Source organism: Sphingomonas longa (genome assembly GCF_016892685.1).
Classification (GTDB): Bacteria; Pseudomonadota; Alphaproteobacteria; order Sphingomonadales; family Sphingomonadaceae; genus Sphingomonas; species Sphingomonas longa.
The window spans coordinates 157634-182130 of sequence record NZ_JAFEMC010000006.1 but is presented as its reverse complement, the minus strand read 5'-3'; the positions used below and the strand labels follow the sequence as shown (position 1 = coordinate 182130).

Here is a 24497-nt window from a genome sequence, read left to right as displayed (position 1 = left end):
CGGCGGCGGCAAAGCGGGTTTGGTTAGGCAAATGTAAAACCTTGCCGATTAGTCCGGGACGCGAACAGATTGAGGTCCCGGTATGAGTGCGTTCGGACGTCGGAGCGGAATGGGAACGGGTCAGGGCGCACGACCCGCGTTCGGAGTCGCTCGCCCGATGCAGGGTGGCGGTCCCGCTCCCCGTCCCGAAGCGGATGCCGGTCTGTCGGGCGGCACGCAATTCCCGTCGATCGACATGCTGACGCCGATGCCGGGCGAATCGGACGCCATCTTCGCCGCGCCGCAGGCCGATGCGATGCAGCGGCTGGCCGATCGTCAGGCCGCCAGCGGCGAAGCGGGATCGAGCCGGGTCGAGGGCTTCGAAGCCTCCATCCACAAGATCAAGGAACAGGTGCTGCCGCGCCTGCTGGAGCGCGTCGACCCGGAAGCGGCGGCGACGCTGGGCAAGGACGAGCTGGCCGAGGAATTCCGGCCGATCATCCACGAGGTGCTGGCCGAACTGAAGCTGACGCTGAACCGCCGCGAGCAGTTCGCGCTGGAAAAGGTGCTGGTCGACGAGCTGCTCGGCCTCGGGCCGCTCGAGGAGTTGCTGGCCGACCCGTCGATCAGCGACATCATGGTCAACGGCCCCGAGCAGACCTATGTCGAGCGCAAGGGCAAGCTGGAACTGGCGCCGATCCAGTTCCGCGACGAGGAGCACCTGTTCCAGATCGCGCAGCGGATCGTGAACTCGGTCGGCCGGCGCGTCGACCAGACCTCGCCACTCGCCGACGCTCGCCTGAAGGACGGGTCCCGCGTCAACGTCATCGTACCGCCGCTGAGCCTGCGCGGTACGGCGCTGTCGATCCGTAAATTCTCCGCCAAGCCGATCACGATCGACATGATGGCGGGCTTCGGCAGCATGTCGCCCAAGATGGCGACGGCGCTGAAGATCGCGGGCGCAAGCCGCTTCAACGTCGTCATTTCGGGCGGTACCGGTTCGGGCAAGACCACGATGCTCAACGCCCTGTCGAAGATGATCGACCCGGGCGAGCGCGTGCTGACGATCGAGGACGCGGCCGAACTTCGCCTGCAACAGCCGCACTGGCTGCCGCTGGAAACCCGCCCTGCCAATCTGGAGGGTCAGGGCGAGATCAGCATCCGCGATCTCGTCAAGAACGCGCTGCGTATGCGCCCGGATCGCATTATCCTGGGCGAAATCCGTGGCAGCGAGTGTTTCGACATGCTCGCCGCCATGAACACGGGCCACGACGGATCGATGTGCACGCTCCACAGCAACAGCCCTCGCGAGGCGCTGGCGCGGATGGAGAACATGGTGATGATGTCCGACATCAAGGTGCCGAAGGAAGCGATCAGCCGCCAGATCGCCGATTCGGTCGACCTCATCATCCAGGTGAAGCGCCTGCGCGACGGTTCGCGGCGCGTGACCAACGTCACCGAGGTGATCGGCATGGAAGGCCCGGTGATCGTCACGCAGGAACTGTTCAAGTTCGAGTATCTGGACGAGTCGGCGGACGGCAAGATCCTCGGCGAGTACCGTTCGATGGGCCTGCGTCCCTACACGCTGGACAAGGCCAAGCAGTACGGGTTCGATCAGGCGTATCTGGAGGCGTGCCTGTAGTGCACCGTCACGGCGGTTCGCCCTGACCACGATTAGTGGCTAAAGCCACCCGCGTGCTGGCCCTGTTCCTTCTTCTCGCCTCCCCCGTTCCGGCCGAGCCGCCGGCGGGCAATGTCACGATCGCGGCGGATGCGGAGGCGCGGTGGGTGCCGTTCACGCTGACGCCGGGCAACCAGATCCTGTTCGACGCGACGCTCGACGGACGAAAGGTCAGCGCGATCCTCGACACCGGCGTCAGCGTCACCCTGCTGGCGCGCACCTCCGCCGCCCTGGTCCCGGCCAAGGTCAAGGCCGGCGGGACCGCGGCGGCGATCGGCGGGGCGGTGCCGATCGGCTGGATGACGACCGGCCGCGTCAGTTTCGGCGGGGTCGAGCGGCGCGGCGGGTCGGTCGCGGTCGCCGCCCTGCCCGCCGCCGCGACAGGGCGGACCGAGGCCGTGGACCTGCTGGTCGGGCGCGACCTGCTGGCGAAGGGCGCGCTCGACATCGACTTCGCCAACCGGCGCTTTCGGGTGCTGCCATCGGGTCGCCTTCCCTTCGCAGGTGCCACCGCGCCGCTGACGATCTCTCGCGAGCGGCGTGTCTACGAGACGAGCATGACGATGGGCACACGGCGGCTGGCTCCGGTGGTCGTCGATACCGGCGACGGCGCGTCGGTGACGATCGCCGCACCGGAATGGCGCGCCGCCGCGCTGCCGGGTGTGACGTCGACCAGCGCGATCGGCTTCGGACTGGCGGGGCCACTGGTCACCGACCTCGCGATCGTTCCTTCCCTGAAGCTGGGCACATTGACGACGGGCGAGGTCGAGCTGCGCGTTGAGCCGGCTGGCGGGTTCAGTCAGGCGATCGGCGTCGCGGGGCGCATCGGGTCCAGCTTCCTCCAGCATTACCGCGTCCTGCTCGATCCGGGCGCGGGACGTATGGTGCTGAGGCTGGACGATCCGAAGCCGCCGCTGCGTTCCACCAGCGGTATCCTGCTCGGCGTCGCGAAAGACCGGCTGAACGTGCTGCACGTCATGCGCGGCGGGCCGGCGGCGGCAGCCGGCTGGCGCGCGGGCGAGACGATCTGCGCGATCGACGGCGTGCCGGTGCCGGCGGACTACGCGGAAAACCGGATGGCGGCGTGGTCGATCGGCGCGCCCGGAACCGTCGTGCGGCTGAAGCTGTGCGGGGGCGAAGAGCGACGCCTGACGCTGCGGCGCTTCTACTGAGCCATAGCGTCAGGCGTCACCCCCTACCGCTCTACGCCCTTCGCCTTGCCCCAGCTGCGCGCCACCGTATAGCCGAGATAGCCGGTGCCGAAGAGCGCGTAGAGCGGCTCCGGAATACCGGCCAGATAGGCGTTCATGCCCGCCGCGATGTTGGTCGCCATCGCCGGGGCGATCGCCGCGATCACGCCCATCGGGATCGCCCAGAGCAGCAGCGCGTACATCACGTACAGGAACATCGGCCGCGCCCGGGACGTCCACGGATCGGGCGACTGCGCCTCCGCGATCACCGCCGCTATCTGCTGGCGAAGACGTTCGATATCCTGCGTATTCTCAAGGCGGAGCAGTTCCAGCTTGGCCGCGTCGCGCGCCTTGGGATCGGGTATCAGTTTGTCGAGAAGCCCCGCGACGGGGCCGATGATGGCATCCACGATGGCCATGTCGATCCTTTCTAAGGTTAGGCTAAGGTTAGTCCAACGACGCGCGTCAGCCGACGCGGTTCGCGAGCCAGCCGTAGAGGAACGCCTCGTTCGCCGGCCGTCCCTCGGCGAGCGTCAGATAGCGTTCGCCCTGCAACGCCTCGACCGCGCGGACCAGCACGCCCTCCCCCGATCGACCGCGCCGGCGCAGGAACGCGTCGAGCGCTGCCAGCGTATCCGGCCCGACCCGCCCGTCGACCGCGATGTCGGCGTAATCGCCGCCGCCGCGATTGAGCGCGGTGAGCGCCCGCTGGAGGAAGCCGATCGCGACCGCAGGCCCCATGTTCACCGCCGTATCGAACAGCTCCGTCGCCAGCTTCGGCGCGAGCGCGGCGACCACATCGAGCCGCGGGCGCGACCAGTACAGCCGGCGGTAGATCGCGACCGCCCTGTCGCGCGGCAGGTCGCGCATCGGCCCGCTCCAGCCGTCGGCGCGCGCCACCGCCTCGGTGATGCCCCAGCGTGTCGCGCCGCCGCGGTCGGCCGGATGGTCGCCGAAGCCGCCTTCGCGGGCGATCACGGCCTTGATCAGATCGTCGATGTTCATGAGGTGCCCACCTGTTGCTGGAAAGGGCGCTCCATTTATACGAGTCGCCGCGTGTAGGACAGCAGCGCCTTTTTTCGGCCCGCGGCTTTGGCTAGAAGTGCAGCGATGAGGGCCATCATCATCGCGGCGGGCCACGGCTCGCGCCTGTTGCCGCTGACGCTGACGACGCCGAAATGCCTGGTGCCGGTGGGCGGTCGCGCGATCCTAGACCACCAGCTCGATGCGATCGCGGCGGCGGGGATCGAGACGGCGGTGATCGTCGGCGGCTATCGCATCGGCCAGATCGCGGAGCATCTGGCGGCGCGGTCCGCGCGGGAAATCGCGACCGAACTGGTCTTCAATCCCTTTTGGTCGGCGGCGAGCAGCATCGGCAGCGTCTGGGCAGCACGCGCGCATCTGGCCGGACCGTTCGCGCTGATGAACGGCGATACGGTATTCGACGCGGACGTCATGCGCAGTGCGGTCGAGGCGGCCCCGTCCGGCGTGACGTTGATGGTGGAGGCGCTGGGCGCGGCGGAGCTGGACGACATGCTGGTCGCGGTGGAACGCGGCCGCGTGCTGGCGGTGGGCAAGACGCTGGAGGGGGCGACGCACCGATCGCTCGGGATCGTACTCTCGCGTGGCGGCGACGCCTATGCCCGCGCGCTGCGGCTGGTGATCGGCGAGGACGAGGGTATCCACGCCTATCATCACGCGATCGTCGACCGGCTGGCGAAGGCGGATGCGGTGGCGGCGGTGACGATTCCCGCGGACGGCCACTGGCAGGAGATCGACCGGCCGGAGGACATCGACCGCTGGCGGCGGGAGCATGGCGGTGGGTGAGTCGGGGGTGAGCGATGGAGCCGGGCTTCAAGTCCGACCATTGTGCCACCCCGGCGAAGGCCGGGGTCCAGTCGCAAAGGTTTCAGTTGGCGTGGACAGCGGCCACCAACTCTGTGCGCGGCAACGGGGCCCCGGCCTTCGCCGGGGTGGGGTCTGTAGAGACGGCGGGGCCGAACGTCGGATCAACGAAGCAACCTCTCAGCGCGTTTGCCAAGGACTGCCCGCATGACCAGTGTCGGCTTCCTGTTCCTCGGCGAGCTGCACCTGATCCCGCATCTGCTGCCGATCGCGGCGGCGCTGGCGCGGCGGGAGGAGGCGCCCGCCGTGACGCTGCACGTCGCGACATCGGTGCATGAGGAGATCCTGCGCGAGGCGGTCGCGACGCTGGGGATCGATGTCGCGATCCGGCGCGTGCGCGGCTTCCGTGAAGCCGCACCGGGATCGCGGGAGACGCCGCCCCTGCCCTCCAAGCCGCTGGTGCTGGCGCTGAACGCACGCCGCTTCCTGACGCACGACGTGGTGGTGGTAGCGGAGCGGACCAGCCTGTGGCTGCCGCGGGTCGCGCGACGGCTGGGGATCGGAGGCCCGACGCGCTTCGTCTACAACGAACATGGCGCGGCCCCGCACGCCAACTTCGCCGATCCGCGCAACCGCGAGGCGGATGCGATCCTGATGCCGAGCGAGGGCATGGCCGCGCGCGTGCGGGCATCGGGGCATGACAACGCGCCGATCCACGTCGTCGGCTATATCAAGCCGGATTATGTCCGCGACCTCGTCACCGCCGCCGCGATGCCGCGCTTCCCGGACGATCGCCCGGTCGTCGTCTACGTACCGCACTGGAAGCGGGACAAGTCGAGCTGGTGGGGGATGGGCGAGGCGGTGATGGCGTGGATCGCCGCGCAGGACCGCTACAACCTCATCGTCGCGCCGCACGTGCGCCTGCCGAAATTCGATCCCGAGTTCGAGCGCCGCGTCGCGCCCTATCGCGGCCGGCCGAACATCGTCGTCGATGCGACATCCTACCGGCTGATCGACCAGAGCTATACCGGCCATGCCGACCTGTATCTGGGCGACGGCAGCAGTCAGGTGGTGGAGTTCGCCGCCGTGAAGCCGCGGCCGATCGTGTTTCTCAACCCCGACCGACACCCCTGGACGGACGACCCCCGCTTCAGCCACTGGTCGATGGGCGACGTGATCGACGACATCGCCGCGCTGCCGGCCGCACTGGACGCCGCGCCGGGCAAGCTGTCGCACTATGAACCCGTGCAGCGCGCCTATGTCGAGCGGATGATGGGCGTCGACGACGGGCATGCCAGCGACCGGGCGGCGATGGTGGTCGCCGGGCTAATGCGCCAAGATAGTGGCAGCCGGAGCGGAAACCGCTAGGAACGCTGGCGATGACTGCCGTGACCAAGCCCCGCCTGACATCCGTCGGCAACAATCCGACCCGTATCTGGGGCATGACCAATGCCGAACGGACGCGGCGGATCGCCAAGGCGCAGGAGCTGGACGGCGGCGGCGATGCTGGCGTGATGCTGGCGAACGACGATTACGCGTTCGATCCGGCGTGGAGCCGCTACGTCGCCGCGCGGCCGGGCAGCGTGTTGATGCTGGCGGGCGTGCCGGTGCTGGCGCATGTCGATGCCGGCCGAGCGGATGCGGTGGCGGCGGGGATGCTGGATGCAAGCAGCGATGCTTCGACTGCGCTCAGTACGAACGGGGGTTCGGGCGCCTCCACGTCTACGCCCCTGGAAAGTTCAGCCACCCCCCTCCCCTCGCTGACGATCATCGACGCCAGCGATCCCGCCGGCATCTACGACGACGTCCTGCGCAAGCGGGAGAAGCCGTTCGCGCTTCCGCTCACGCCAGAGACCGTCCCGGTAATCGAGCGCGCCAGTTATCAGGGCGCGTACAAGGGCGTCACCGACCTGCTGACGCTGTACCTGTGGCCGGTCTGGGCGTTCCACATCACGCGGTTGTGCGCCCGGATCGGTATTTCGCCCAACGGCGTGACCGCGATCGGCAGCGTGCTGTGCATCGTCGCGACGGTCGCGTTCTGGTACGGGTGGTTCTGGTCGGGGCTGGCGATCGGCCTCGTGTTCATGGTGCTGGACACGGTCGACGGCAAGCTGGCGCGGTGCACGATCACCTCGTCGAAGCTGGGCAATGCGTGGGACCACGGCGTCGATCTGGTCCATCCGCCCTTCTGGTGGTGGGCATGGGCGGCTGGGTGCGCGCCGTACGGGCGGCCGCTGACCGACGGGACGTTCTGGATCGTTATCGGCACGATGCTGTTCGGCTACGTCGCGCAGCGGTTGATCGAGGGGGCGTTCATCGTCCGCTTCAGGATGCACATCCATGTCTGGCAGCGGTTCGACAGCAAGTTCCGGCTCGTCACCGCGCGGCGCAATCCGAACATGGTGATCCTCTTCGCCAGCCTGCTGATCCTGCGACCCGACTGGGGGATCATCGGCGTCGCGGCATGGACCGCGATCTCGCTGGTCGTCCATCTCGTCCGTCTGTTGCAGGCGATGGCGATGAAGGCGCGCGGGGTTCCGATCGTCAGCTGGCTGGCCGATTGAGCACGGCGGCCGACATGGTGGAGGAACCGGAAGGCCGCTTCAGCGGTGCGATGGGCGCGGTATGGCGCAACCTCGGCTGGCTGCTCGCCAGTCGCGGCGTGCTGGCGGTGCTGTCGCTGTTCTACCTGGGCATCGCGACGCGGTCGCTGGGGGTCTACGGATTCGGGCGGTTCGCGCTCATCATCGGCGCGGCGCAGACACTCGCCACCTTGGTGGCGTTCCAGAGCTGGCAGGTGATCGTCCAGTACGGCACGCCCGCACTGGCGCGCGGCGACGACGAGGCGCTGGGCCGCGTGTTCCGCGGGTCGGCGCTGGTCGATGCGGGCAGCGCCGCGATCGGCGCGGTGCTGGCGTGGCTGATCCTGGAGTTCTTCGGCGAGGCGCTGGGGATCGGCCCGACATTGCAGCGCGCGACGCTGATCTTCGCCATCGTGCAGCTCGTCACGATCCGCTCCACCCCGCTTGGTATCCTGCGCCTGCGCGACCGGTTCGCGCTGTCGGCGGCGGCGGACAGCGTGACGCCCGTCGCGCGGTTCGTCGGCACCGTGCTGGTCTGGGCGGTACACCCGACCGTGCAGGGATTCCTGTTCGCCTGGGGTCTGGCGGAGATCCTGACCGCGGCGACCTATTGGATCATGGTCGCGCAACGCGGCGAGATCGCCTTGATGCGGCGCGGGCGCGGCATGAAGCGGCTGCTGGCCGAGCATCCCGGCATCGTCCGCTTCGCACTGTCGACCAACGCCAGTTCGACGCTGGGCCTGTCGAGCAAGCAGATCCCGCTGCTCGTCGTCGGGGCCGCGGCCGGGCCGGCGGCGGCGGGCGCGTTCCGTCTCGCCAGCCAGATCGCGCAGGCGCTGGCGAAGCTGTCGCAACTCATCAGCCGCGCCGCCTTTCCGGAGGTCGTGAAGACGGTGCGCGACGCCAAACCGGGCGAACTCGGCCGGTTGCTGAGGCGATTGTTCCTCGCGAGCGGCGCGGCGGCGGTCGTCATCATGGCGCTGGTCGCGGTGGCGGGTCGGCCGGTGCTGAATCTGGTTGGTGGACGCGACTTCACGGGCGCGTGGCCGATCCTGTTGTGGCTGGCGGTGGCGGGGTGCCTCGACTTCGCCACGGTCGGCGTCGACACGGTCATGACCGCGCTGCAACGCGCCGGCACCGTCTTCGCGATCCGGGCGCTGGGGGCCGGCCTGATGCTGGCGGCGGCGTTCGCGTTGATGCCGTTCTTCGGACCGACCGGCGTCGCGATCGGCGTCGCGGTCGGGTCTGCGGGGGTCGCGGTGATGATGGCGATCGTGGCTGTACGGCTTGCGAAACATGGGGCAAGGCGGCCTTCGTAGCGCCTTCATAAAGCCGTGGTTGCTCCCCATCTGCCACCGCATGATGGCGAATAATCTGGTAAAAACGATGCTTGCGGGCACACTGGCGCTCGCCCCCTCCGCCGTCGCGGCGGAGAGCTGCACCGGTACGCCGGGCGGCAATGCGGTGAAGCTGACGGTGCAGGCGACCGGCCTGCGCAACGGTAGCGGCGAGGTCGCGTTCACCGTCTATGCCGATGACAAGAAGCGGTTCCTGGCCAAGGGCGGCAAGCTCGCCCGTGTCCGCGTCCCCGCCCGCGCGCCGGTGACGAGCGCCTGTTTCTGGCTGCCGGCCGGCCGATACGCGGTCGCGCAATATCACGACGAGAATGGCGACCGGAACTTCAACCGGACGCTGTGGGCGCCAAAGGAAGGCTTCGGCTTCTCCAACGACGCGCCGACCTCGATCGGGTTGCCGGCGCTCGACGCGGCGCGGTTCACCTTGCCCGCCGGGGGCCGAACACTGAGCATGGCGATGCGCTATCGCCGTTGAATGCGGCAAGCCGTTGAACCTGCATTCGATTGCCTGCCCCGAAAATCGGAACCGATGCGCTGGCGAAACATTCCCGCCCTGAATTGGTCACAAATGTGTAGTCAGGCATAATGTCCTAGCCTGTCCGGAAGCCCAACGCCGATGTCTGCCACCGTTCTTGCCTTTGCCGGGGTCGAACCGCACTTTACCCCCACGGTGAAGGCAGCGCCGAGCGCGTCCGCGGCGGGCAATCTCCGCGTCGGCATCGTCTGCAACCCCAAGAGCCATCGCAATCGCGGTGCGGCCTATGCCGCGGGCGTACCCGGTGCCGGTCGGGTGATGGTCGCCGCGCCGTCCACCCGTGAAGCGCTGGCCGACACGCTCTCCGATTTCGCCAAGGCGGGGATCGACCTGCTGGTGATCGACGGCGGCGACGGCACCGTGCGTGACGTGCTGAGCGGCGCGGGCAACGCCTGGGGCCGGCGCTGGCCGACGATCGTCGTCATCCCGTCAGGCAAGACCAACGCATTGGCGATCGACCTTGGGCTGCCTGCCGACTGGACGCTGGACGACGCGCTGGTCGCGGCGCGCGTCGGCCGCACGGTGACGCGCCGGCCGCTGGAGATCGCACGCACCGACGCACCCGGCACGCCGGCGCTGCGCGGGTTCCTGATGGGCGCGGGCGGCTTCGTCAGCGCGACCGAACTGGCGCAGCGCACGCACCGGGTCGGTGCGTTCAACGGCGTCGCTGTCGGCCTCGCGCTGGGCTGGACTGTCGTGCAGACGATGTTCGGCAGCGATTCGGGCGCATGGCGCTCCGGCACGCCGATGACGCTGACGACGCCCGCCGGCACCGTCGAGGCGCACCCGCGCTACCTGCTGCTCGCCTCGACGATGCAGCGCATGCCGCTGGGGCTGAAGCCGTTCGGCCCGACGCGCGAGGGGCTGAAGCTGCTCGACGTCGACGCGCCGCTGCGGCTGATGGCGGCGGCGGTGCCGGCGATCCTGGCGGGCCGTGCGAGCGGGTGGCTGGCGAAGCTGGGCTATCACCGCCGCGACATGACCGGCTTCCGGCTCGACATGGATGCCAACTTCATCCTCGACGGCGAGCATTTTCCGGGCGGGGCGCTGGAGGTTCGACAGGGCCCGCGCCTCTCCTTCGTCGTCCCGTGACCGACGCACTGCGGGCGTACGTCGCCGATACGCTCGCCGCGCCCGTGCCGGCGGCGGTGCGCCATGTGGCTGAGCTGCTGGCCAAGGATGCCGGCGCAGAGGCGGTGCTGTTCTACGGCTCCAACCTGCGCACCGGCTCGCTGGATGGCGTCCTCGACTTCTACGTGCTGACCGCAGGCGCACGGGAGAGGGGTATCTGGCCGCGGGTCGGCTACCGCGAGTTCGCGGTCGGGCCAGCGACGCTGCGCGCGAAGATCGCGACGATGACGCTCGCCACCTTCACGACCGCCGCCGAGGGGCGGTCGATCGACACGACGATCTGGACCCGCTTCGTGCAGCCCGCCGCACTGGCGCAGGCGCGGTCCGACGCGGCAGCGTCCGCGGTTGTCGACGCGATCGCCGCGGCGGCGGTGACGGCGGCGCGGTTCGCCGCTGCGCTGGGTCCGCCAGAGGGTAATTCGGCGGATTACTGGCGTGCGCTGTTCCGCCAGACCTATGCCGCCGAACTGCGTGTCGAGGCGCGCGGGCGTGAAGAGCAGATCCTGACGCATGGCGGCGATCGCTATGACACGCTGCTGCCGCTGGCGTGGGAGGCGGGCGGCGTGCCGTTCGTGCGCGACGGATCGAGCCTGATCGCGCGCATGCCCGCAAGCGAAGCGGCACGGTGGCGCGCGAAATGGGCGCGGCGGCGGCGGCTGGGCAAGCCGCTGAACGTCGTGCGGCTGGTACGCGCGGCCTTCACCTTCGACGGCGCGGCGAAATACGGCGCATGGAAGATCGAGCGGCATACCGGCATCGCGGTGGGGATGACGCCGTGGCGCGAACGCCACCCGATCCTGGCCGCGCCCGGCGTGTTCTACCGCGTCTGGCGAGCGCGGCGATGACGCCCGCCGCCGTCATCCTCGCCGGGTCGCGGCCGGGTGCGCCCGATCCGCTCGCCGCGGCGGCGGGCGTCGCGCACAAGGCGCTGATCGTGCTTCAGGGCGACACGCTGCTGGCGCGGGTGGCGGCGGCGTTGCGAGCGGCGGGGCTGGAGCGGATTGCGGTGTCGGCGTCCGACCCCGCGGTGCTGGCGGAAGCGGCCCGACTCGGCTTGCAGGCGCTGCCCCCCGCCGCCGGACCGAGTGGTAGCGTTGCGGTGGCGCTGGAGACGCTCGGCGCGCCGTTGCTGGTCACGACGGCGGACCACGCGCTGCTGGAAGGAGCATGGGTCGAGCGTTTCCTCGCGGACGTGCCTGCCGGTATCGACGTCGCCGCGCTGATGGCGGAGCGCGCCGAGGTCGAGGCGGCGGCACCGGGCACGCGGCGGACGTACTTGCGCTTCGCGGACGGGGCGTGGTCCGGCTGCAACCTGTTCCTGCTGGCGACGCCCGGTGCGGCCCGCGCGCTGGACCTGTGGAAGCAGGTGGAGGCGGATCGCAAGCGGCCGTGGCGGATCGTGCGGCGATTGGGAGTGGGGCTGTTGCTGCGCTACGTCGCGGGGCGGCTGACGCTGGCCGATGCGGTGGCGGCGCTCGGCGTACGCGCTGACCTGAAGGCGACGGTGGTGGCGAGCCCATTCGGGCTGGCGGCGGTGGATGTCGACAAGGTCGCTGATCTGGAGCTGGTGCGGGGGATTGTTGCAAGCCGGTGACCCTCACCCTTCGCACCAGCTACGCCGGTTGGCCCTTCCCTCTCCTTGAGGGAGAAGGAAGGAAGAGTGCAGCGACGGGAGGGTGAGGGCGACTAAAGCCCCTCCCCCAGTTGCTCCAGCGATCGCTGTTTCGTCTCCGGGAAGAACAGGAACACGATCACCAGCTGCGCGACCATCGCCAGCGCGAACACCACGAACGGCGCACCGCGCGAATAGGCGGCGACCAACGGAAAGCCGCCGGCGATCACCGCGTCGAACGCCCAGTGCGTCGACGACCCCAGCGACTGGCCGCGCGCCCGGACGTCGGTCGGGAAGATTTCCGAGATGTAGACCCAGATCACCGCGCCCGAACTGAACGCGAAGAAGGCGATATAGGCGAGCAGCAGCCACAGCAGATACTGCTCTCCCTGCCCGCTGAGGAAGATCGCCGCCGTTCCCGCCAGTGTGGCGGCCAGCCCGACCGACCCGATCATCAGCAGCGTCCGCCGCCCCAGCCGGTCGATGACGGTCAGCGCCAATCCGGTGAAGATGAAATTGGCGGCACCGATCGCGATCGCCTGAAGGTCGGCGGACGTGCCACTGAACCCCGCCGCCGCGAAGATGTCGTTCAGGTAATAGAGGATCGCATTGATGCCCGTCAGCTGGTTGAACGCCGCGACGGCGAAGGCGAGCAGCATCGGCTTGCGATGCCGTGACCAGCTGAGCTTCGCGCTCGACGCGTGATCATCGGCACGCTGATAGGCGGCGACGCTGCGGTCAGGATCGGGATCGCCCAGGCTGGCGAGCACCGCCGCCGCTTCCCGCGCCCGGTGCTTCGCCGTCAGCCACCGTGGGCTGTGCGGGATCGTGAACAACAGGGCGAGCAGGATCACCGCCGGCACCGCGGTGACGCCGAACTTCACGCGCCAGTCCCACGTCCCCAGATCGAGGCTCGAAACGAAGAAGTTCGACAGATAGGCGACGAGGATGCCGAACACGACGTTCAACTGGAACGCGCCGACCATCGCGCCGCGCTTCTCCGCCGGTGCGATCTCCGCGATGTAGACGGGCGCGAGCACCGACGATGCGCCGACCGCCAGCCCCGCCATGACGCGGAACAACAGCAACGCTCCCCAGTCCCACGCCAGCAGGCAACCGACGCCCGACAGGATATACAGCAGCGCGATGGCTTGCAGCGACGTGCGCGCGCCGTAACGGTCGCCGGGAATGCCAGCGGTCAGTGCACCGATCAACGTGCCCCACAGGGCGCTGGACACGGTAATGCCGACGCCGCCCGCATCCAGCGCGAAGGCATCGCGCACACCCGATGTGGTTCCCGCGATCACGGCCGTGTCGAACCCAAACAACAGGCCGGCGAGCGCGCCGACCGTCACACCCCGGATCAGCGTTGCGTTCAAACGGCTACTCCTTCGCTCGCGTGGGGGCCCGTGGTGCGCCCGACGCTGCGGGCGGGTCAAGCCATGTGAGGCAACCCACTGATGAAGAATGTTTCATGGGCAGCAAAGCATACGCAACAATCATTGATCGTATACCGGGTTTAGTATACGATCCTCAACCTCACTGGACAGCGATCCAGATTTTTACGGGGGCTTCAATGATTTACAGGATTCGAGCAGCGGGTGCGATCGCGGCGGCGTGTGGCGCTTTGCTGACCAGCACGGCAATGGCGCAGGTTGCGAGTTCTCCGGCCGATCTGCCGCAGGGCGCGCCCACCGGTACCGATGAGGGTAGCGCCGACATCCTGGTCACCGGCACGCGCATCAAGCGCGCGGACCTGAACAGCAACAGCCCGCTGACCGCCGTCGACAGCCAGGAGATCCAGTATCAGGGTGCGACGACCGCGGAGGCCGTGCTGAACCGCCTGCCGCAGTTCACCGCCGACGCGAACGAGAACGTCTCCAACGGATCGGACGGCACCGCGAACGTCAACCTGCGCAATCTCGGCAGTTCGCGCGTCCTGACGCTGATCAACGGTCAGCGCATGCTGCCGCAGCAGGCGGTCGACATCAACTTCATCCCCAGCGCGCTGATCGAGCGGATCGACGTGGTCAGCGGCGGCGCATCGGCGGTGTATGGCTCGGACGCGCTGGCCGGCGTCGTCAACTTCGTCCTCCGCAACAAATTCGACGGGCTGCGGATCGATGCGCAGGCCGGGTTCGCGCAGCACATCAACGATAACAAGGACATTCGCGCCGTCCAGGCCGCACGCGGATATGCGCTGGCGCCGCGGCAAGTGGCGGATGGCGGCAAGCAGGACATCAATGCGGTGTTCGGCAAGACCTTCCTCGACGGTCGCGCCAACATCACCCTCTACGGCGGCTACCGCCACTTCGATCCGGTGCTGCAATCGAACCGCGACGTGTCGTCGTGCGGTATCAACCCCGACGGAGACTCCGCCTTCGTCTGCGGCGGATCGAGCAACACGCCGTTCGGCACCTTCGTACCCCTCGCCGGGCCGAACCAGGGCCGCACGCTGACCAACGCCAAGGACGGGTCGCGCACCTGGGTCCCGTACGACAACAGCTTCGCGTATAATTTCTCGCCGACCAACTATTTTCAGCGCTCGGACGAACGCTACACCGGCGGCGGCTTCGCCAGCTTCAAGATCGCCGATGCGGCGGAGGCGTATGGCAGCCTGATGTACATGAAGGATCACACCTTCTCGCAGGTCGCACCCTCCGCCCTGTTCCAGGGCACCACCTTCAACATCCCCTGCAACAACCCGCTTGCCAGCACGAGCCAGTTGAACGCGCTCTGCGGCGCCAATGCCGGCACCGGTACGCTGCAACCCGCATTCATCGGCTATCGTCTGGCGATCGCGCCGCGGCGCGACGACCTGCGGCATGAAGACTATCGCTATACCGCCGGCCTTCGCGGCGATCTGGGTAGCGGCTTCAGCTACGATGTCGGCTTCCTGCAATCGCGCGTGAAGTTCGACGAGACGTATCTGAACAACGTCGACAACGTGAAGGCGCAGCGCGCGCTGGACGTGGTGACCGTCGGCGGTGTCCCGACCTGCCGCTCGGTCGTCAACGGCACTGATCCCGCCTGTATCCCCGTCAACGTATTCCAGGCGAACGGCGTTACGTCCGAACAGGCGCAGTATCTGTTCTCCCCCAGCAACACCGGTTCTCGCAATCGCCAGACGGTGTATTCGGGTACGATCAGCGGCGACCTCGGGAAACTGGGCATCACCAGCCCGTTCGCGACCGCGGGCGCATCGCTGGTGCTGGGTGCCGAGCGCCGCATCGAGACGCTGCGTGCGTTCGGCGACGCGGTCGCGCAGCAGGGTGGCTTCCGCGACAGCGACGGCCGCATCGCCGTCAACGAAGGTTATGGCGAACTCGAAGTGCCGCTGGTGCAGGATCGGCCGTTCTTCCACGACCTGACGATCAACGGCGCGGCGCGCTACTCCGCGTACAAGAACACGCAGGGATCGACCGGCTTCGGGTCCAAGTACAATGTCTGGACGTACAAGGGCGAGCTGACGTGGAGCCCGGTCCGCGACATCCGCATGCGCGCCAGCTACAACCACGCGATCCGCGCGCCCAATATCGGCGAGCTGTTCGCGGCGCAGAGCATCGGCAACGTGTCGGCGCAGGACCCCTGCTCGGGCGCAACGCCGGCGGCCAGCGCGGCGGTCTGTTCGCTCACGGGCGTCACGGCCGCTCAATATGGCAACATCATCGCATGCCCGGCGGACACCTGCTCCGGCCAGTTCGGCGGCAATCGCAACGTCAAGCCGGAGACGGGCGACACCTACACCATCGGCCTGGTGCTGACGCCGCGGCAGATGAAGGCGTTCTCGCTGTCGATCGACTATTTCAACATCAAGGTGAAGGATTACATCAGCTCGGTCGCGCCGCAACTCGCGATCACCCAGTGCGCGCAGACCAGCGATCCGTTCTTCTGCAACCTGTTCAACCGCGATCCGCGCAGCGGCGCGATCTTCGGCGATCAGGGCTATGTCATCTCCACGACCGTCAACACCGGCTATCTGAAGACGTCGGGCATCGACGTCACCGCCGACTATACGCTGGAACTGGGTGGCGCGGGCCGCATCAACATGAACATCGTCGGCACGTGGCTGAACGAGCAGGTGTCGCAGCCGCTGCCGGGCCTCGGCAGCTACGACTGCAAGGGTCTGTACGGCTACACCTGCGGCCAGCCGAACCCCGAGTGGCGGCACGTGGCGCGTGCGACGTGGATGCTGCCGGACGACGCGACGCTGTCGCTGTCGTGGCGCCATCTGGGCGCGACCAAGCTGTCCAGCCTGTCCGACAACTCGTTCCTGGAGGGCACGCCCAGCATCATCAACCGGCGGATCGGCGACTATAACTATTTCGACCTCGCCGGGACGGTCAGCGTCGGCAAGCAGTTCACGCTGCGGATGGGCGTCAACAACCTGCTCGACAAGGACCCGCCGATCATCGCCAGCGGCATCCTGTCGGCCTTCGGCAACGGCAACACCTTCCCGGGCGTGTACGACGCACTGGGCCGGACGGTGTTCGCAGGCGCGACGGTCACGTTCTGATCGCGTGACGGGCCGATCGCAGGATGGGCAGGTGCGAGATCACCCGCCCATCCTGCTGATCTAAAGCCCATCCATTCAACGCTTTGGCATTGACAAGCAAATTGCTTTAATCGATCGCACGGGTGCAGCCCGGCCGATGACGCGGGCGCCTTCGCAGGGGAGTGACGCTGATGGCCATGACAGACCGCGCTCGCCGCGCCGTTCGGCCAAACGGCGTCCCCGCCGGTGGCAACATCGTCGCCCCCGCCCAACCCGAGCTTTCGATCTTCCCGTCACATCCCTGACGGGCAGCGCCCGCCGTATACCACCCCCCTCCCCGACGGCGGAGCGAGGCACTCCGGATCCCCATCCGGGGTGCCTTTTTTTGCGCGCCCAATTTCGGGCGTGCCTAAAGCCGAAAAGCACCGAAACGGCATGATTTGATGTCCTCGCCGTCCACACACGCGGGAACATGCGCCACCACTCACGACGATGAGGGCGGGGCTGGACGACGGGGGAGACTGGAATGGGACGGGGGCTGGTCGAATCGGCACGGCGGGTGGCGCAACTGGACAGCTTGCGTGGGATCGCCGCGCTGCTGGTCGTGCTCCATCATTCGCGACAGGCGTTCATCAACGACGTGAACGATGCGACGACCGGGCTGTCGGCCTATCTGGACATGGGCAGGCTGGGCGTCGTCATATTCTTCATCATCAGCGGCTTCGTGATCGTCAAGGCGGTACCCGGCCACGGACCGCGCTCCGTCGGCCTGTTCTGGAAGCACCGGTTCTTCCGCCTGTTTCCCGCTTTCTGGATTTCCGTGATCCTCGCCACGATCGTCGCGCAACTGGTGGCGGGCAGCCAGTGCTGCGCGTTCGCGACGCCGGTCAGCCGCGACATCGTCCTCGCCAATATGACGATGATCCCGCTCCGCCTGCACGAGCCGATGCTGATCGGGGTTTACTGGTCGCTGGAGTTGGAGCTGTTCTTCTACGCGCTGATCTCCGCAATCGCATTGGCAGGCAGGAACGTGGGGCAGAACGGAGCACGCACCGTGACGCTGACGGCGTTCGGCATGTTCTTCGCGGCGATCGTCGCCGCCGGCGCCACGGCGATCCGCGAAGGCACCGGGGAAATCGGCAAGGATCAGATGTTCCTCGCATTGCTGCACCTGTCGCTGATGTTCGCGGGCAGCGCGCTGCGCTATCATTGGGACGGCACGCCACGTCGCGAAACCTTCCTGCGCGACATGCCGGTGGCGCTGAAGGCGTATCTGTTCCTGCAACTCGGCTTCTTCGTCGGCGTCGCGGCAATCAAGATGCGGCACGGCATCGAACCGCACACCTTCCGCGTCGCCGCCACGTACCTGCTCGGGATCGGCGGATTCCTCTGGTGCCTGCGATCATTCGACGGATCGTGGCTGGGCACCGTGCTCGGCAACCGCAGCTACGGCATCTACCTGATCCACGTGCCGGTGATGAGCCTCTTGTCCTACGCTATCGCCCGGTCCGTGTTGCCGCCGCTGGGCTATGCAACGTACCTGATTGCGACATTGGCCGTGACCATGCTGCTCGCCGACCTGATGCGCCGCTTCGTGGAACGCCCGGCGATCCGGCTCGGCCACCTCCACGACCGTTGGGTATCGAACCGGCGGGTGCTGACGGTCGTTGCGCCGCCGGTCGCAGCACTGGCGGTGGAGCCGATCCCGGCGCCGGCGAACGATGCGCTGGCGGGACCGTCGACGCAGCAGGCGTGAGCGCGAGCAGCGAGAATTGATAGCGTCATGCCGGGCTGGTGCCGACATCCACATCACCCCGAGCCAGACGGCGTCGAGTTTGTTGCACGGCAGGATGCCGGGACGAACCCGGCATGACGGGCTACGCGATCATGCGGAAGGCCCCTGCCCCGCCCCGCGCCCGAACGACGGCGGCCGGTCCGCGACCGCCATACCGAAGCGCGACGGCGCGGTGCCCATCGTGAACTCCAGCTCGCCACCACGGATCAGGTCGGCGTGCGAAATCCAGTTCTTCGTCCACGGCCGGCCGTTCCAGCGTACCGACTGGACGTAGGGCGCATTCGGCGCGTTGCCAATCGCGCGGACGCGCAGTCTGCGCCCCTTGCCGACTTCGACCTCCGCCGTGTCGAACAGGGGCGATCCGAAGACGTAGATCGCGCTGACCGGATCGACCGGATAGAAGCCGAGCGCCGACAGCACGAACCACGCGCTCATCTGGCCGCAATCGTCGTTGCCGATCACGCCGTCCGGGTCCGCCTTGTACATCTCCACGCACAGACGCCGCACCATCGCCTGCGTCTTCCACGGCGCACCGGCATAGGCGTAGAGATAGGCGGCATGCTGGTCCGGTTCGTTGCCGTGCGCGTACTGTCCGACCAGCCCGGTGATGTCGGGCGGCGCATTGCGCGGCAGCGTCGAGGGCGCGGTGAAGAACGCGTCGAGCTTGCGCACATAGTTGTCGTCGCCGCCGAACAGGTCGATCATCCCGTAAATGTCGTGCTGGTTCAGGAACGTCGCCTGCCAGCCGTTGGCCTCCGTATAATCGCGGTACTTCTCCGGATTATGACCGAGCTGGATCGGGTCGTACGGCGTCCACCACTTGCCATCGGCGAAGCGCGGGCGGGCGAAGCCGATCGAGGGATCGATGACGTTGCGATAGTTGCGGCTGCGCTGGCGCAGCGCCGCCGCGTCGTCACCTGCGCCGACCGCATCGGCCAGCACCGCCATCGCCCAGTCGTCATACGCATATTCCTGCGTCCGGCTGACCGATTCCCAGATCTTGTCGGCGGGAACATAGCCCAGGTCGTAGTAGAAACCGCGACCGAGCGTGCTGTCCGCATCCTTCAGCGTGCGGTCGAACGCGCGGCGGCGGATCATCGGCCAGGCGGCGGCATAGTCCGCCTCGATCCCCTTCGCCTTCGCCTCCGCCAGCACCGACACCGCGTGCCAGCCGGTCATCGTCCCGGTCTCCACGCCCTGCAGCGGCCAGATCGGCGGTCCGTACGGGCTCTGTGCGGTCTGGCGGATCAGGTCTCGGGTCAGCAGCGTCGCCACCTCCGGCCGCACGATCGTCAGCAGCGGGTGGAGCGCGCGGTACGTGTCCCACAGCGAATAGGCGCTGTAGGCCTTTTCGCCCGCCGGCACGCTATGCACCTGACGGTCGAGCCCGACATAGCGGCCATCGCGATCGGTGAAGAGCGTCGGCGACACGAAGCTGTGATACAGCGCGCTCGCCATGATCGTGCGCTGCGCCTCGGTGCCGCCCGACACCTTCACGCAATCGAGTTCCTTCGTCCACGCACGTGCCGCCGCCTTGCGCGTCGCATCGAAGCGCCAGCCGGGGGCCTCCGCCGCGAGAGCCGCCTTCGCGCCATCGACATCGACCGCGCTGATGCCGGTCTTGATCTCGATCGGCGCGCCGCCCGCCTCGTCGAAGAAGAACGCGACCTTCAGCTTGTTGCCCGTCACGCCTGTTGCGCCGGCCGCGGCCGGCGCATCGCTGTCGCCGAAGAACTGCACGCGGTCGGGCTGGCGTGACATCCGCATTGCGAAGTGGATGCGGCGGCCCTTGGCCCAGCGATGCACCCGGCGGCTGCCGGTCAGCAGCCCGTCCGGCGACAGCGCCAGCGACGCCTCGTCGACCAGCGTCCCCTTGTCCCACACGTCGAGGATCATATGTGCGAAGTCGATCAGGATGTGCCCCGGCCCGGCCGGGAAGCGGTAGCGATGCTGCCCGGTTCGCTCCGTCACGGTCAGTTCCGCCAGCACGCCGGATTCCAGCTTCACGCGGTAATAACCCGGCTCCGCGTGCTCCTCGGAGAACCGCTGGCGATAGCCCGCATCGGGATTGTCGAGAGGCCCCGGCTGCAATTGCAGCGGCCCCGTCGTCGGCACCACCAGCACGTCGAGCATGTCGCCGATGCCCGTGCCCGACAGGTGCGTGTGCGAGAAGCCCATGATCGACGTGTCGGTCCGGTGATAACCCGAACACGCGTCCCAGCGTTTGTTGTCGGTGTCGGGGCCAAGCTGTACCATCCCGAATGGCATCGACGGCCCCGGGAAGGTATGGCCATGACCGCCGGTGCCGACGAACAGGTCGGGCTTCCCCGCCACGGCGCGTGCCGCGAACGCGGGGGCGGGCAGCGCACCGGCGAGGCCGGCCAGCCCGGTCGTCGCCAATACCTGTCGGCGGGTCGTGGTCGTCAAAGCGTGTCTCCGGGTGAAATCAGATTTTGGCGGCGAGCAATGCCGGCTTGCGCTTTTCCAGGTCGAGGATCAACTCGCCGAACAGCCCGTTCGCCCACGCAAACCAGCTTCGCGTGAACTTCGCCGGGTCATCCTTGTGAAAAGATTCGTGCATGAAGCCGGTGCCGCCATGCGTCGTCTTCAGCCACGACAGGCATTGCCGGATCACGGCCTCGTCGTCGCTGTTCATCGCGTGCGTGACGATCGACATCGGCCAGATCATGTCCAGCCCGATATGCGGCCCGCCGATCCCCTTCGCGGCGGTGCCGCTGAAGAAATACGGATTACGATCGCTCCACGCCAGCACGGCGGTGCGGCGGAACAGGGGGTCGGCACGATCCGCCGCGCCGAGCAGCGGCAGGCCAGACAAGGACGGCACATTGGCGTCGTCCATAAACACGGCGTTGCCATATCCGTCGACCTCGTACGCCCAGACCTCGCCACCCTGCCCGTCCGGCATCTTCCCGCACTGGCGCAGCGCCGCCTCGACCTCGGTCGCCAGCGCCTCCGCATCGGTCGCCGCCGCGGTGTCGCCGCGCGCCTCGCGCTGAACCGTCGCCATCATGCGCAGCGCGGACACTGCGAACAGGTTGGACGGGATCAGGAACGGGTACAGAGTGGCGTCGTCCGACGGGCGGAACATCGAATGGATCAGCCCGACCTTCTTCGTCGGCGCACCCAGCCCCTCGAACATCAGCGTTTCGGTGGGCGACACGTTCAGCCGCTGGAACCGGTACGTGCCGGGGCCGTCCTTGCGCTGCTGCTCGCGGAAGGTCGCGACGGCGCGGGCCATCGCCTGCGCCCAGACTGCATCGAAGGGCGTCCGGTCGCGCGTCGTCGTCCAGTACGCATGCGCCAGCCGCATCGGATAGCAAAGGGAGTCGATCTCCCACTTCCGCTCGGCCACGCCGGGCTTCATCTCGGTCCGGTCGGTCCGCGCGCCGAGGTTCGACTTCGCGGTGGGGTCCTCCATGAACGCATTGGCATAGGGATCGATCAGGATGCAGCGCGCCTGCCGCTGGATCAGCCCGGCGAACAGCTTGCGCAGCTTCGCGTCACGGGGCGCGAGATGGACATAGGTCTGAAGCTGCGCGGAACTATCACGCAGCCACAGCGCCTCGATATCGCCGGTGATGACGAACGCGTCGGGCTTGCCGCCGGCTTCCGAGTATTTGACCGTGGTGTCGAGCGTGTTGGGGTAGCAATTCTCGAACAGCCACGCGAGTTCGGGGTCGGCGATCTTCGCCTTCACGCGCGCGATCTCCGCCTCCACCGCCTTACTGACGAAGCGGCGCTGCGACACCGGCGGTCGCTTGCTGACGAGGCCCGGCGTCGCCGCCCGCAGCGGCATCGCGCCCGCCACGGCCAGCGCCGCACTGCCGGCCAGCATGTCGCGCCGGTTCACTTCGCCGCACTCCGCGCCGCGCTTTGGGGCGGACTTTGGGGCGCACTCATCGAGAACGGCGCATCCGCCTTGCGCGCGCCCCAGTTGCGGTTCGGCGTCGGCCCCATCACGAAGCGGAGATTGCCGCCCTGCTTCAGCGCGTCGCGCGACAGCCAGGGCTTGTCGTGCGTCTTTCCGTTGAAGCGCACCGACTGGATGTAGACGTTCTCCGGCCCGTTATTCTGCGCCTCGATCGTCAGCGTCCGGCCGCCCGGCATCGCCAGCCGCACACTGCGGAACAGCGGACTGCCCACCGCATACTGCCCGACCGCGGGCGTCACCGGATAGAAGCCGAGCGCGGAGAACACGTACCACGCCGATGTCTGGCCGTTATCCTCGTCGCCCGGATACCCGTCCGGCGCGGAGGAATAGAGCTTCCGCATCACGTCGCGAACGTGGAACTGGGTCTTCCACGGCTGGCCCGCCCAATCGTACAGGTAGATCATGTGCTGGATCGGCTGGTTGCCATGCGCGTACTGGCCCATGTCGACGATCTGCATCTCACGGATCTCGTGAATGACCTGCCCGTAATAGCTGTCGTCGAAGATCGGCGGGGTGGTGAACACCGAATCCAGACGGTCGGTGAACGCCGTGTCGCCACCCATGAGGTCGATCAGGCCCTGCACGTCCTGCATGACGGACCAGCTGTAATGGACCGAATTGCCTTCCGTGAAGGCGTCGCCCCATTTGTACGGATTGAACGGCGTCGACCACGAACCGTCCTGGTTGCGACCGCGCATCCAGCCACTCTCTGTGTCGAACAGCTTGCGGTAATTCTGCGCGCGACCCGCATAGAGCCTGGCGTCCTCGGTCTTGCCGAGCGCGGCGGCGACGCGCGACAGCGAGAAATCGGCGGTGGCATATTCCAGCGTGCGCGCCGCATTCTCGTTGATGTCGACGTCGTACGGCACGTAACCAAGGCGGTTGTAATATTCGACGCCCTCGCGCCCGACCGCGCCCACGACCTTGCCCTTCTTGTCGCGCGGGCGCCCCTCGGACGTGGTCGCGTTCTTGACCATCGCCTCGTACAGCGTGTTCACGTCGAAGCCGCGCACGCCAGCCGAATAGGCGTCGGCGATCAGGTTCGCGGAATTGGACCCGATCATCACGTCGCGGTGGCCGGGGCTGGCCCATTCGGGCAGCCAGCCGGATTCCTTGTACGTGTTGACCAGCCCCTGCATGATCTCCCCGTCCCGCTCCGGATACATCAGAGCGAAGAAGGGGAAGACCGCGCGCCACGTGTCCCAGAAGCCGTTGTCAGTATAGAGCGGGCCGGCGTGGACCTTGCCGTCATACGGGCTGTAATGGACCGTCTGGCCGCCCGCATCGACCTCGTGGAAGGTGCGCGGGAATTGCAGCATCCGGTACAGCGCCGAATAGAAGATGCGTCGGTTCTCGGTGTCGGGATCGGTGACCTGGATACGATCGAACTCGCGCTGCCACGCGGTCTTCGCCTTCGCCTTCGTCTGCTCGAACCCGTCGCGGCCGATCTCCGCGTCCAGATTGCGCGCCGCCTGTTCGGCGCTGATGAAGGACGATGCGACCTTGACGGACACCTGCTCGCCCTTGGCCGTGCGGAAGCTGACGACCGCGCCGACATGATCGCCCTCGCGCGTCGGCGCGGCGGTGACCTGTCCGTTATCGTCCCATGTCCGCGTGACGGTGAAGTCGTGGTCGAACTCGGCGACGAACCAGTTGTGGAAATTCGCCGGCACGCCGCCGCTGTTGTTGCGGACGTACCCGGTGATCCGCCGCCGCGCGGGATCGACCGACACCATCGACCCGCCCGCCTGTCCGTCGATCAGGATGTGCGCGTCGTCACTCTTGGGAAAGGTGAAGCGGAACTGCGCGGCGCGGTTGGTCGGCGCGACCTCCGCCGTGACGTCGTAATCGGCCAGATACACCTTGTAGCTGTATGGCCGGCTTTCTTCCGCCTTGTGGCTGTACCACGATACGCGCTCGTCCTGCTTGACGCGCAGCGGCCCCGTCATCGCCATCAGCGCCAGCGCGGCGTAATCGTTCATCCACGGACTGGGCTGGTGCGTCTGCTTGATGCCGTTGATCTTGTTCGCGTCATAGGTGTAGCCCCAGCCGCTGCCGAGCTTCCCCGTCACCGGCGTCCACGCGTTCATCCCGAACGGCACCGCGACCGCCGGGTACGTGTTGCCGTAGGACAGCTCGTAGCTGGAATCGGTGCCCATCAGCGGATTGACGAGATCGACCGACGCGGTCTGAGCGGTCGCCCCCGCTTGCGGCCGCGCGAACGCCGCGCCGGCGTCGATCACGCCCGTCGCCAGCATCGATCCGGCGAACAGCGTCGCGACCGCGGCGCGCAGCGGCCGGGTGGTCAGGATGCGCTTCATGTCATTCTCTCCCATCGCGCATCG

The 24497-nt window shown here is 67.7% G+C and carries 18 protein-coding genes; 12 read left to right on the top strand and 6 right to left on the bottom strand.

Features of this window, described 5'->3' with window-relative positions; translation table 11 throughout:
* The first annotated feature begins 82 nt into the window (after window positions 1–82).
* Window positions 83–1621: a TadA family conjugal transfer-associated ATPase gene (locus ILT43_RS17730; RefSeq protein ID WP_239474996.1), complete on the top strand. Its 1539-nt coding sequence runs from the start codon at window positions 83–85 to the stop codon at window positions 1619–1621.
* A 35-nt stretch (window positions 1622–1656) separates the two neighbouring features.
* A complete protein-coding gene (locus tag ILT43_RS17725) occupies window positions 1657–2832 on the top strand; it encodes an aspartyl protease family protein (protein ID WP_204200319.1) in 1176 nt (391 codons plus the stop codon).
* A gap of 23 nt (window positions 2833–2855) precedes the next feature.
* Here ILT43_RS17725 and ILT43_RS17720 read toward each other — a convergent pair whose 3' ends face one another.
* Window positions 2856–3269: a holin family protein gene (locus ILT43_RS17720; protein ID WP_204200318.1), complete on the bottom strand. Its 414-nt coding sequence runs from the start codon at window positions 3267–3269 to the stop codon at window positions 2856–2858.
* 46 nt (window positions 3270–3315) lie between these two features.
* On the bottom strand, window positions 3316–3855 hold the full coding sequence (locus ILT43_RS17715; protein ID WP_204200317.1) for a glycoside hydrolase family 108 protein: 540 nt from the start codon (window positions 3853–3855) through the stop codon (window positions 3316–3318).
* A 105-nt stretch (window positions 3856–3960) separates the two neighbouring features.
* Between ILT43_RS17715 and ILT43_RS17710 the strand changes: the two genes are divergently transcribed.
* The 8 genes from ILT43_RS17710 to ILT43_RS17675 all read left to right on the top strand — a co-directional run bounded on the left by ILT43_RS17710 (window position 3961) and on the right by ILT43_RS17675 (window position 11892).
* Window positions 3961–4677: a phosphocholine cytidylyltransferase family protein gene (locus tag ILT43_RS17710; RefSeq protein WP_204200316.1), complete on the top strand. Its 717-nt coding sequence runs from the start codon at window positions 3961–3963 to the stop codon at window positions 4675–4677.
* 225 nt (window positions 4678–4902) lie between these two features.
* The gene (locus tag ILT43_RS17705; RefSeq protein WP_204200315.1) at window positions 4903–6063 is read left to right on the top strand and encodes a CDP-glycerol glycerophosphotransferase family protein; all 1161 of its coding nucleotides are present in this window, start codon (window positions 4903–4905) and stop codon (window positions 6061–6063) included.
* Window positions 6064–6074: 11 nt separating this feature from the next.
* Window positions 6075–7259: a CDP-alcohol phosphatidyltransferase family protein gene (locus ILT43_RS17700; RefSeq protein WP_204200314.1), complete on the top strand. Its 1185-nt coding sequence runs from the start codon at window positions 6075–6077 to the stop codon at window positions 7257–7259.
* A gap of 14 nt (window positions 7260–7273) precedes the next feature.
* A complete protein-coding gene (locus tag ILT43_RS17695) occupies window positions 7274–8596 on the top strand; it encodes a lipopolysaccharide biosynthesis protein (protein WP_204200313.1) in 1323 nt (440 codons plus the stop codon).
* 40 nt (window positions 8597–8636) lie between these two features.
* Window positions 8637–9107: a DUF2141 domain-containing protein gene (locus tag ILT43_RS17690; RefSeq protein ID WP_204200312.1), complete on the top strand. Its 471-nt coding sequence runs from the start codon at window positions 8637–8639 to the stop codon at window positions 9105–9107.
* Window positions 9108–9248: 141 nt separating this feature from the next.
* A complete protein-coding gene (locus ILT43_RS17685; RefSeq protein WP_204200311.1) occupies window positions 9249–10259 on the top strand; it encodes a diacylglycerol/lipid kinase family protein in 1011 nt (336 codons plus the stop codon).
* Entirely contained in the window at window positions 10256–11143 is an 888-nt protein-coding gene (locus ILT43_RS17680; RefSeq protein WP_204200310.1) for a hypothetical protein, read from the top strand. Before ILT43_RS17685 ends, ILT43_RS17680 begins: the two co-directional genes overlap by 4 nt.
* Entirely contained in the window at window positions 11140–11892 is a 753-nt protein-coding gene (locus ILT43_RS17675; protein WP_204200309.1) for an NTP transferase domain-containing protein, read from the top strand. The genes ILT43_RS17680 and ILT43_RS17675 overlap by 4 nt, the downstream gene beginning before the upstream one ends.
* Window positions 11893–11984: 92 nt before the next feature.
* On the opposite strand, the gene ILT43_RS17670 is transcribed toward ILT43_RS17675, so the two are convergent.
* Window positions 11985–13289, bottom strand: a complete 1305-nt coding sequence (locus tag ILT43_RS17670) for a sugar porter family MFS transporter (RefSeq protein ID WP_204200308.1) — start codon at window positions 13287–13289, stop codon at window positions 11985–11987.
* 197 nt (window positions 13290–13486) lie between these two features.
* Here ILT43_RS17670 and ILT43_RS17665 point away from each other — a divergent pair, with 197 nt between their 5' ends.
* Both ILT43_RS17665 and ILT43_RS17660 read left to right on the top strand, forming a co-directional pair.
* Window positions 13487–16426 carry a TonB-dependent receptor domain-containing protein gene (locus ILT43_RS17665; protein WP_204200307.1) on the top strand — a complete coding sequence of 980 codons (2940 nt, stop codon included), beginning with the start codon at window positions 13487–13489 and terminating at the stop codon, window positions 16424–16426.
* Window positions 16427–16931: 505 nt separating this feature from the next.
* The gene (locus tag ILT43_RS17660) at window positions 16932–18161 is read left to right on the top strand and encodes an acyltransferase family protein (protein ID WP_204200306.1); all 1230 of its coding nucleotides are present in this window, start codon (window positions 16932–16934) and stop codon (window positions 18159–18161) included.
* Window positions 18162–18290: 129 nt separating this feature from the next.
* On the opposite strand, the gene ILT43_RS17655 is transcribed toward ILT43_RS17660, so the two are convergent.
* From ILT43_RS17655 to ILT43_RS17645, 3 genes are read right to left on the bottom strand one after another with little or no spacing between them, the layout of a single operon-like run.
* The gene (locus ILT43_RS17655) at window positions 18291–20627 is read right to left on the bottom strand and encodes a GH92 family glycosyl hydrolase (RefSeq protein WP_204200305.1); all 2337 of its coding nucleotides are present in this window, start codon (window positions 20625–20627) and stop codon (window positions 18291–18293) included.
* A 19-nt stretch (window positions 20628–20646) separates the two neighbouring features.
* Complete coding sequence (locus tag ILT43_RS17650; RefSeq protein WP_425530312.1) at window positions 20647–22056, bottom strand: glycoside hydrolase family 125 protein; 1410 nt, start codon at window positions 22054–22056, stop codon at window positions 20647–20649.
* A gap of 11 nt (window positions 22057–22067) precedes the next feature.
* Window positions 22068–24473, bottom strand: coding sequence for a GH92 family glycosyl hydrolase (locus tag ILT43_RS17645; protein WP_204200303.1), 2406 nt, complete (start codon window positions 24471–24473; stop codon window positions 22068–22070).
* Window positions 24474–24497: the final 24 nt, after the last annotated feature.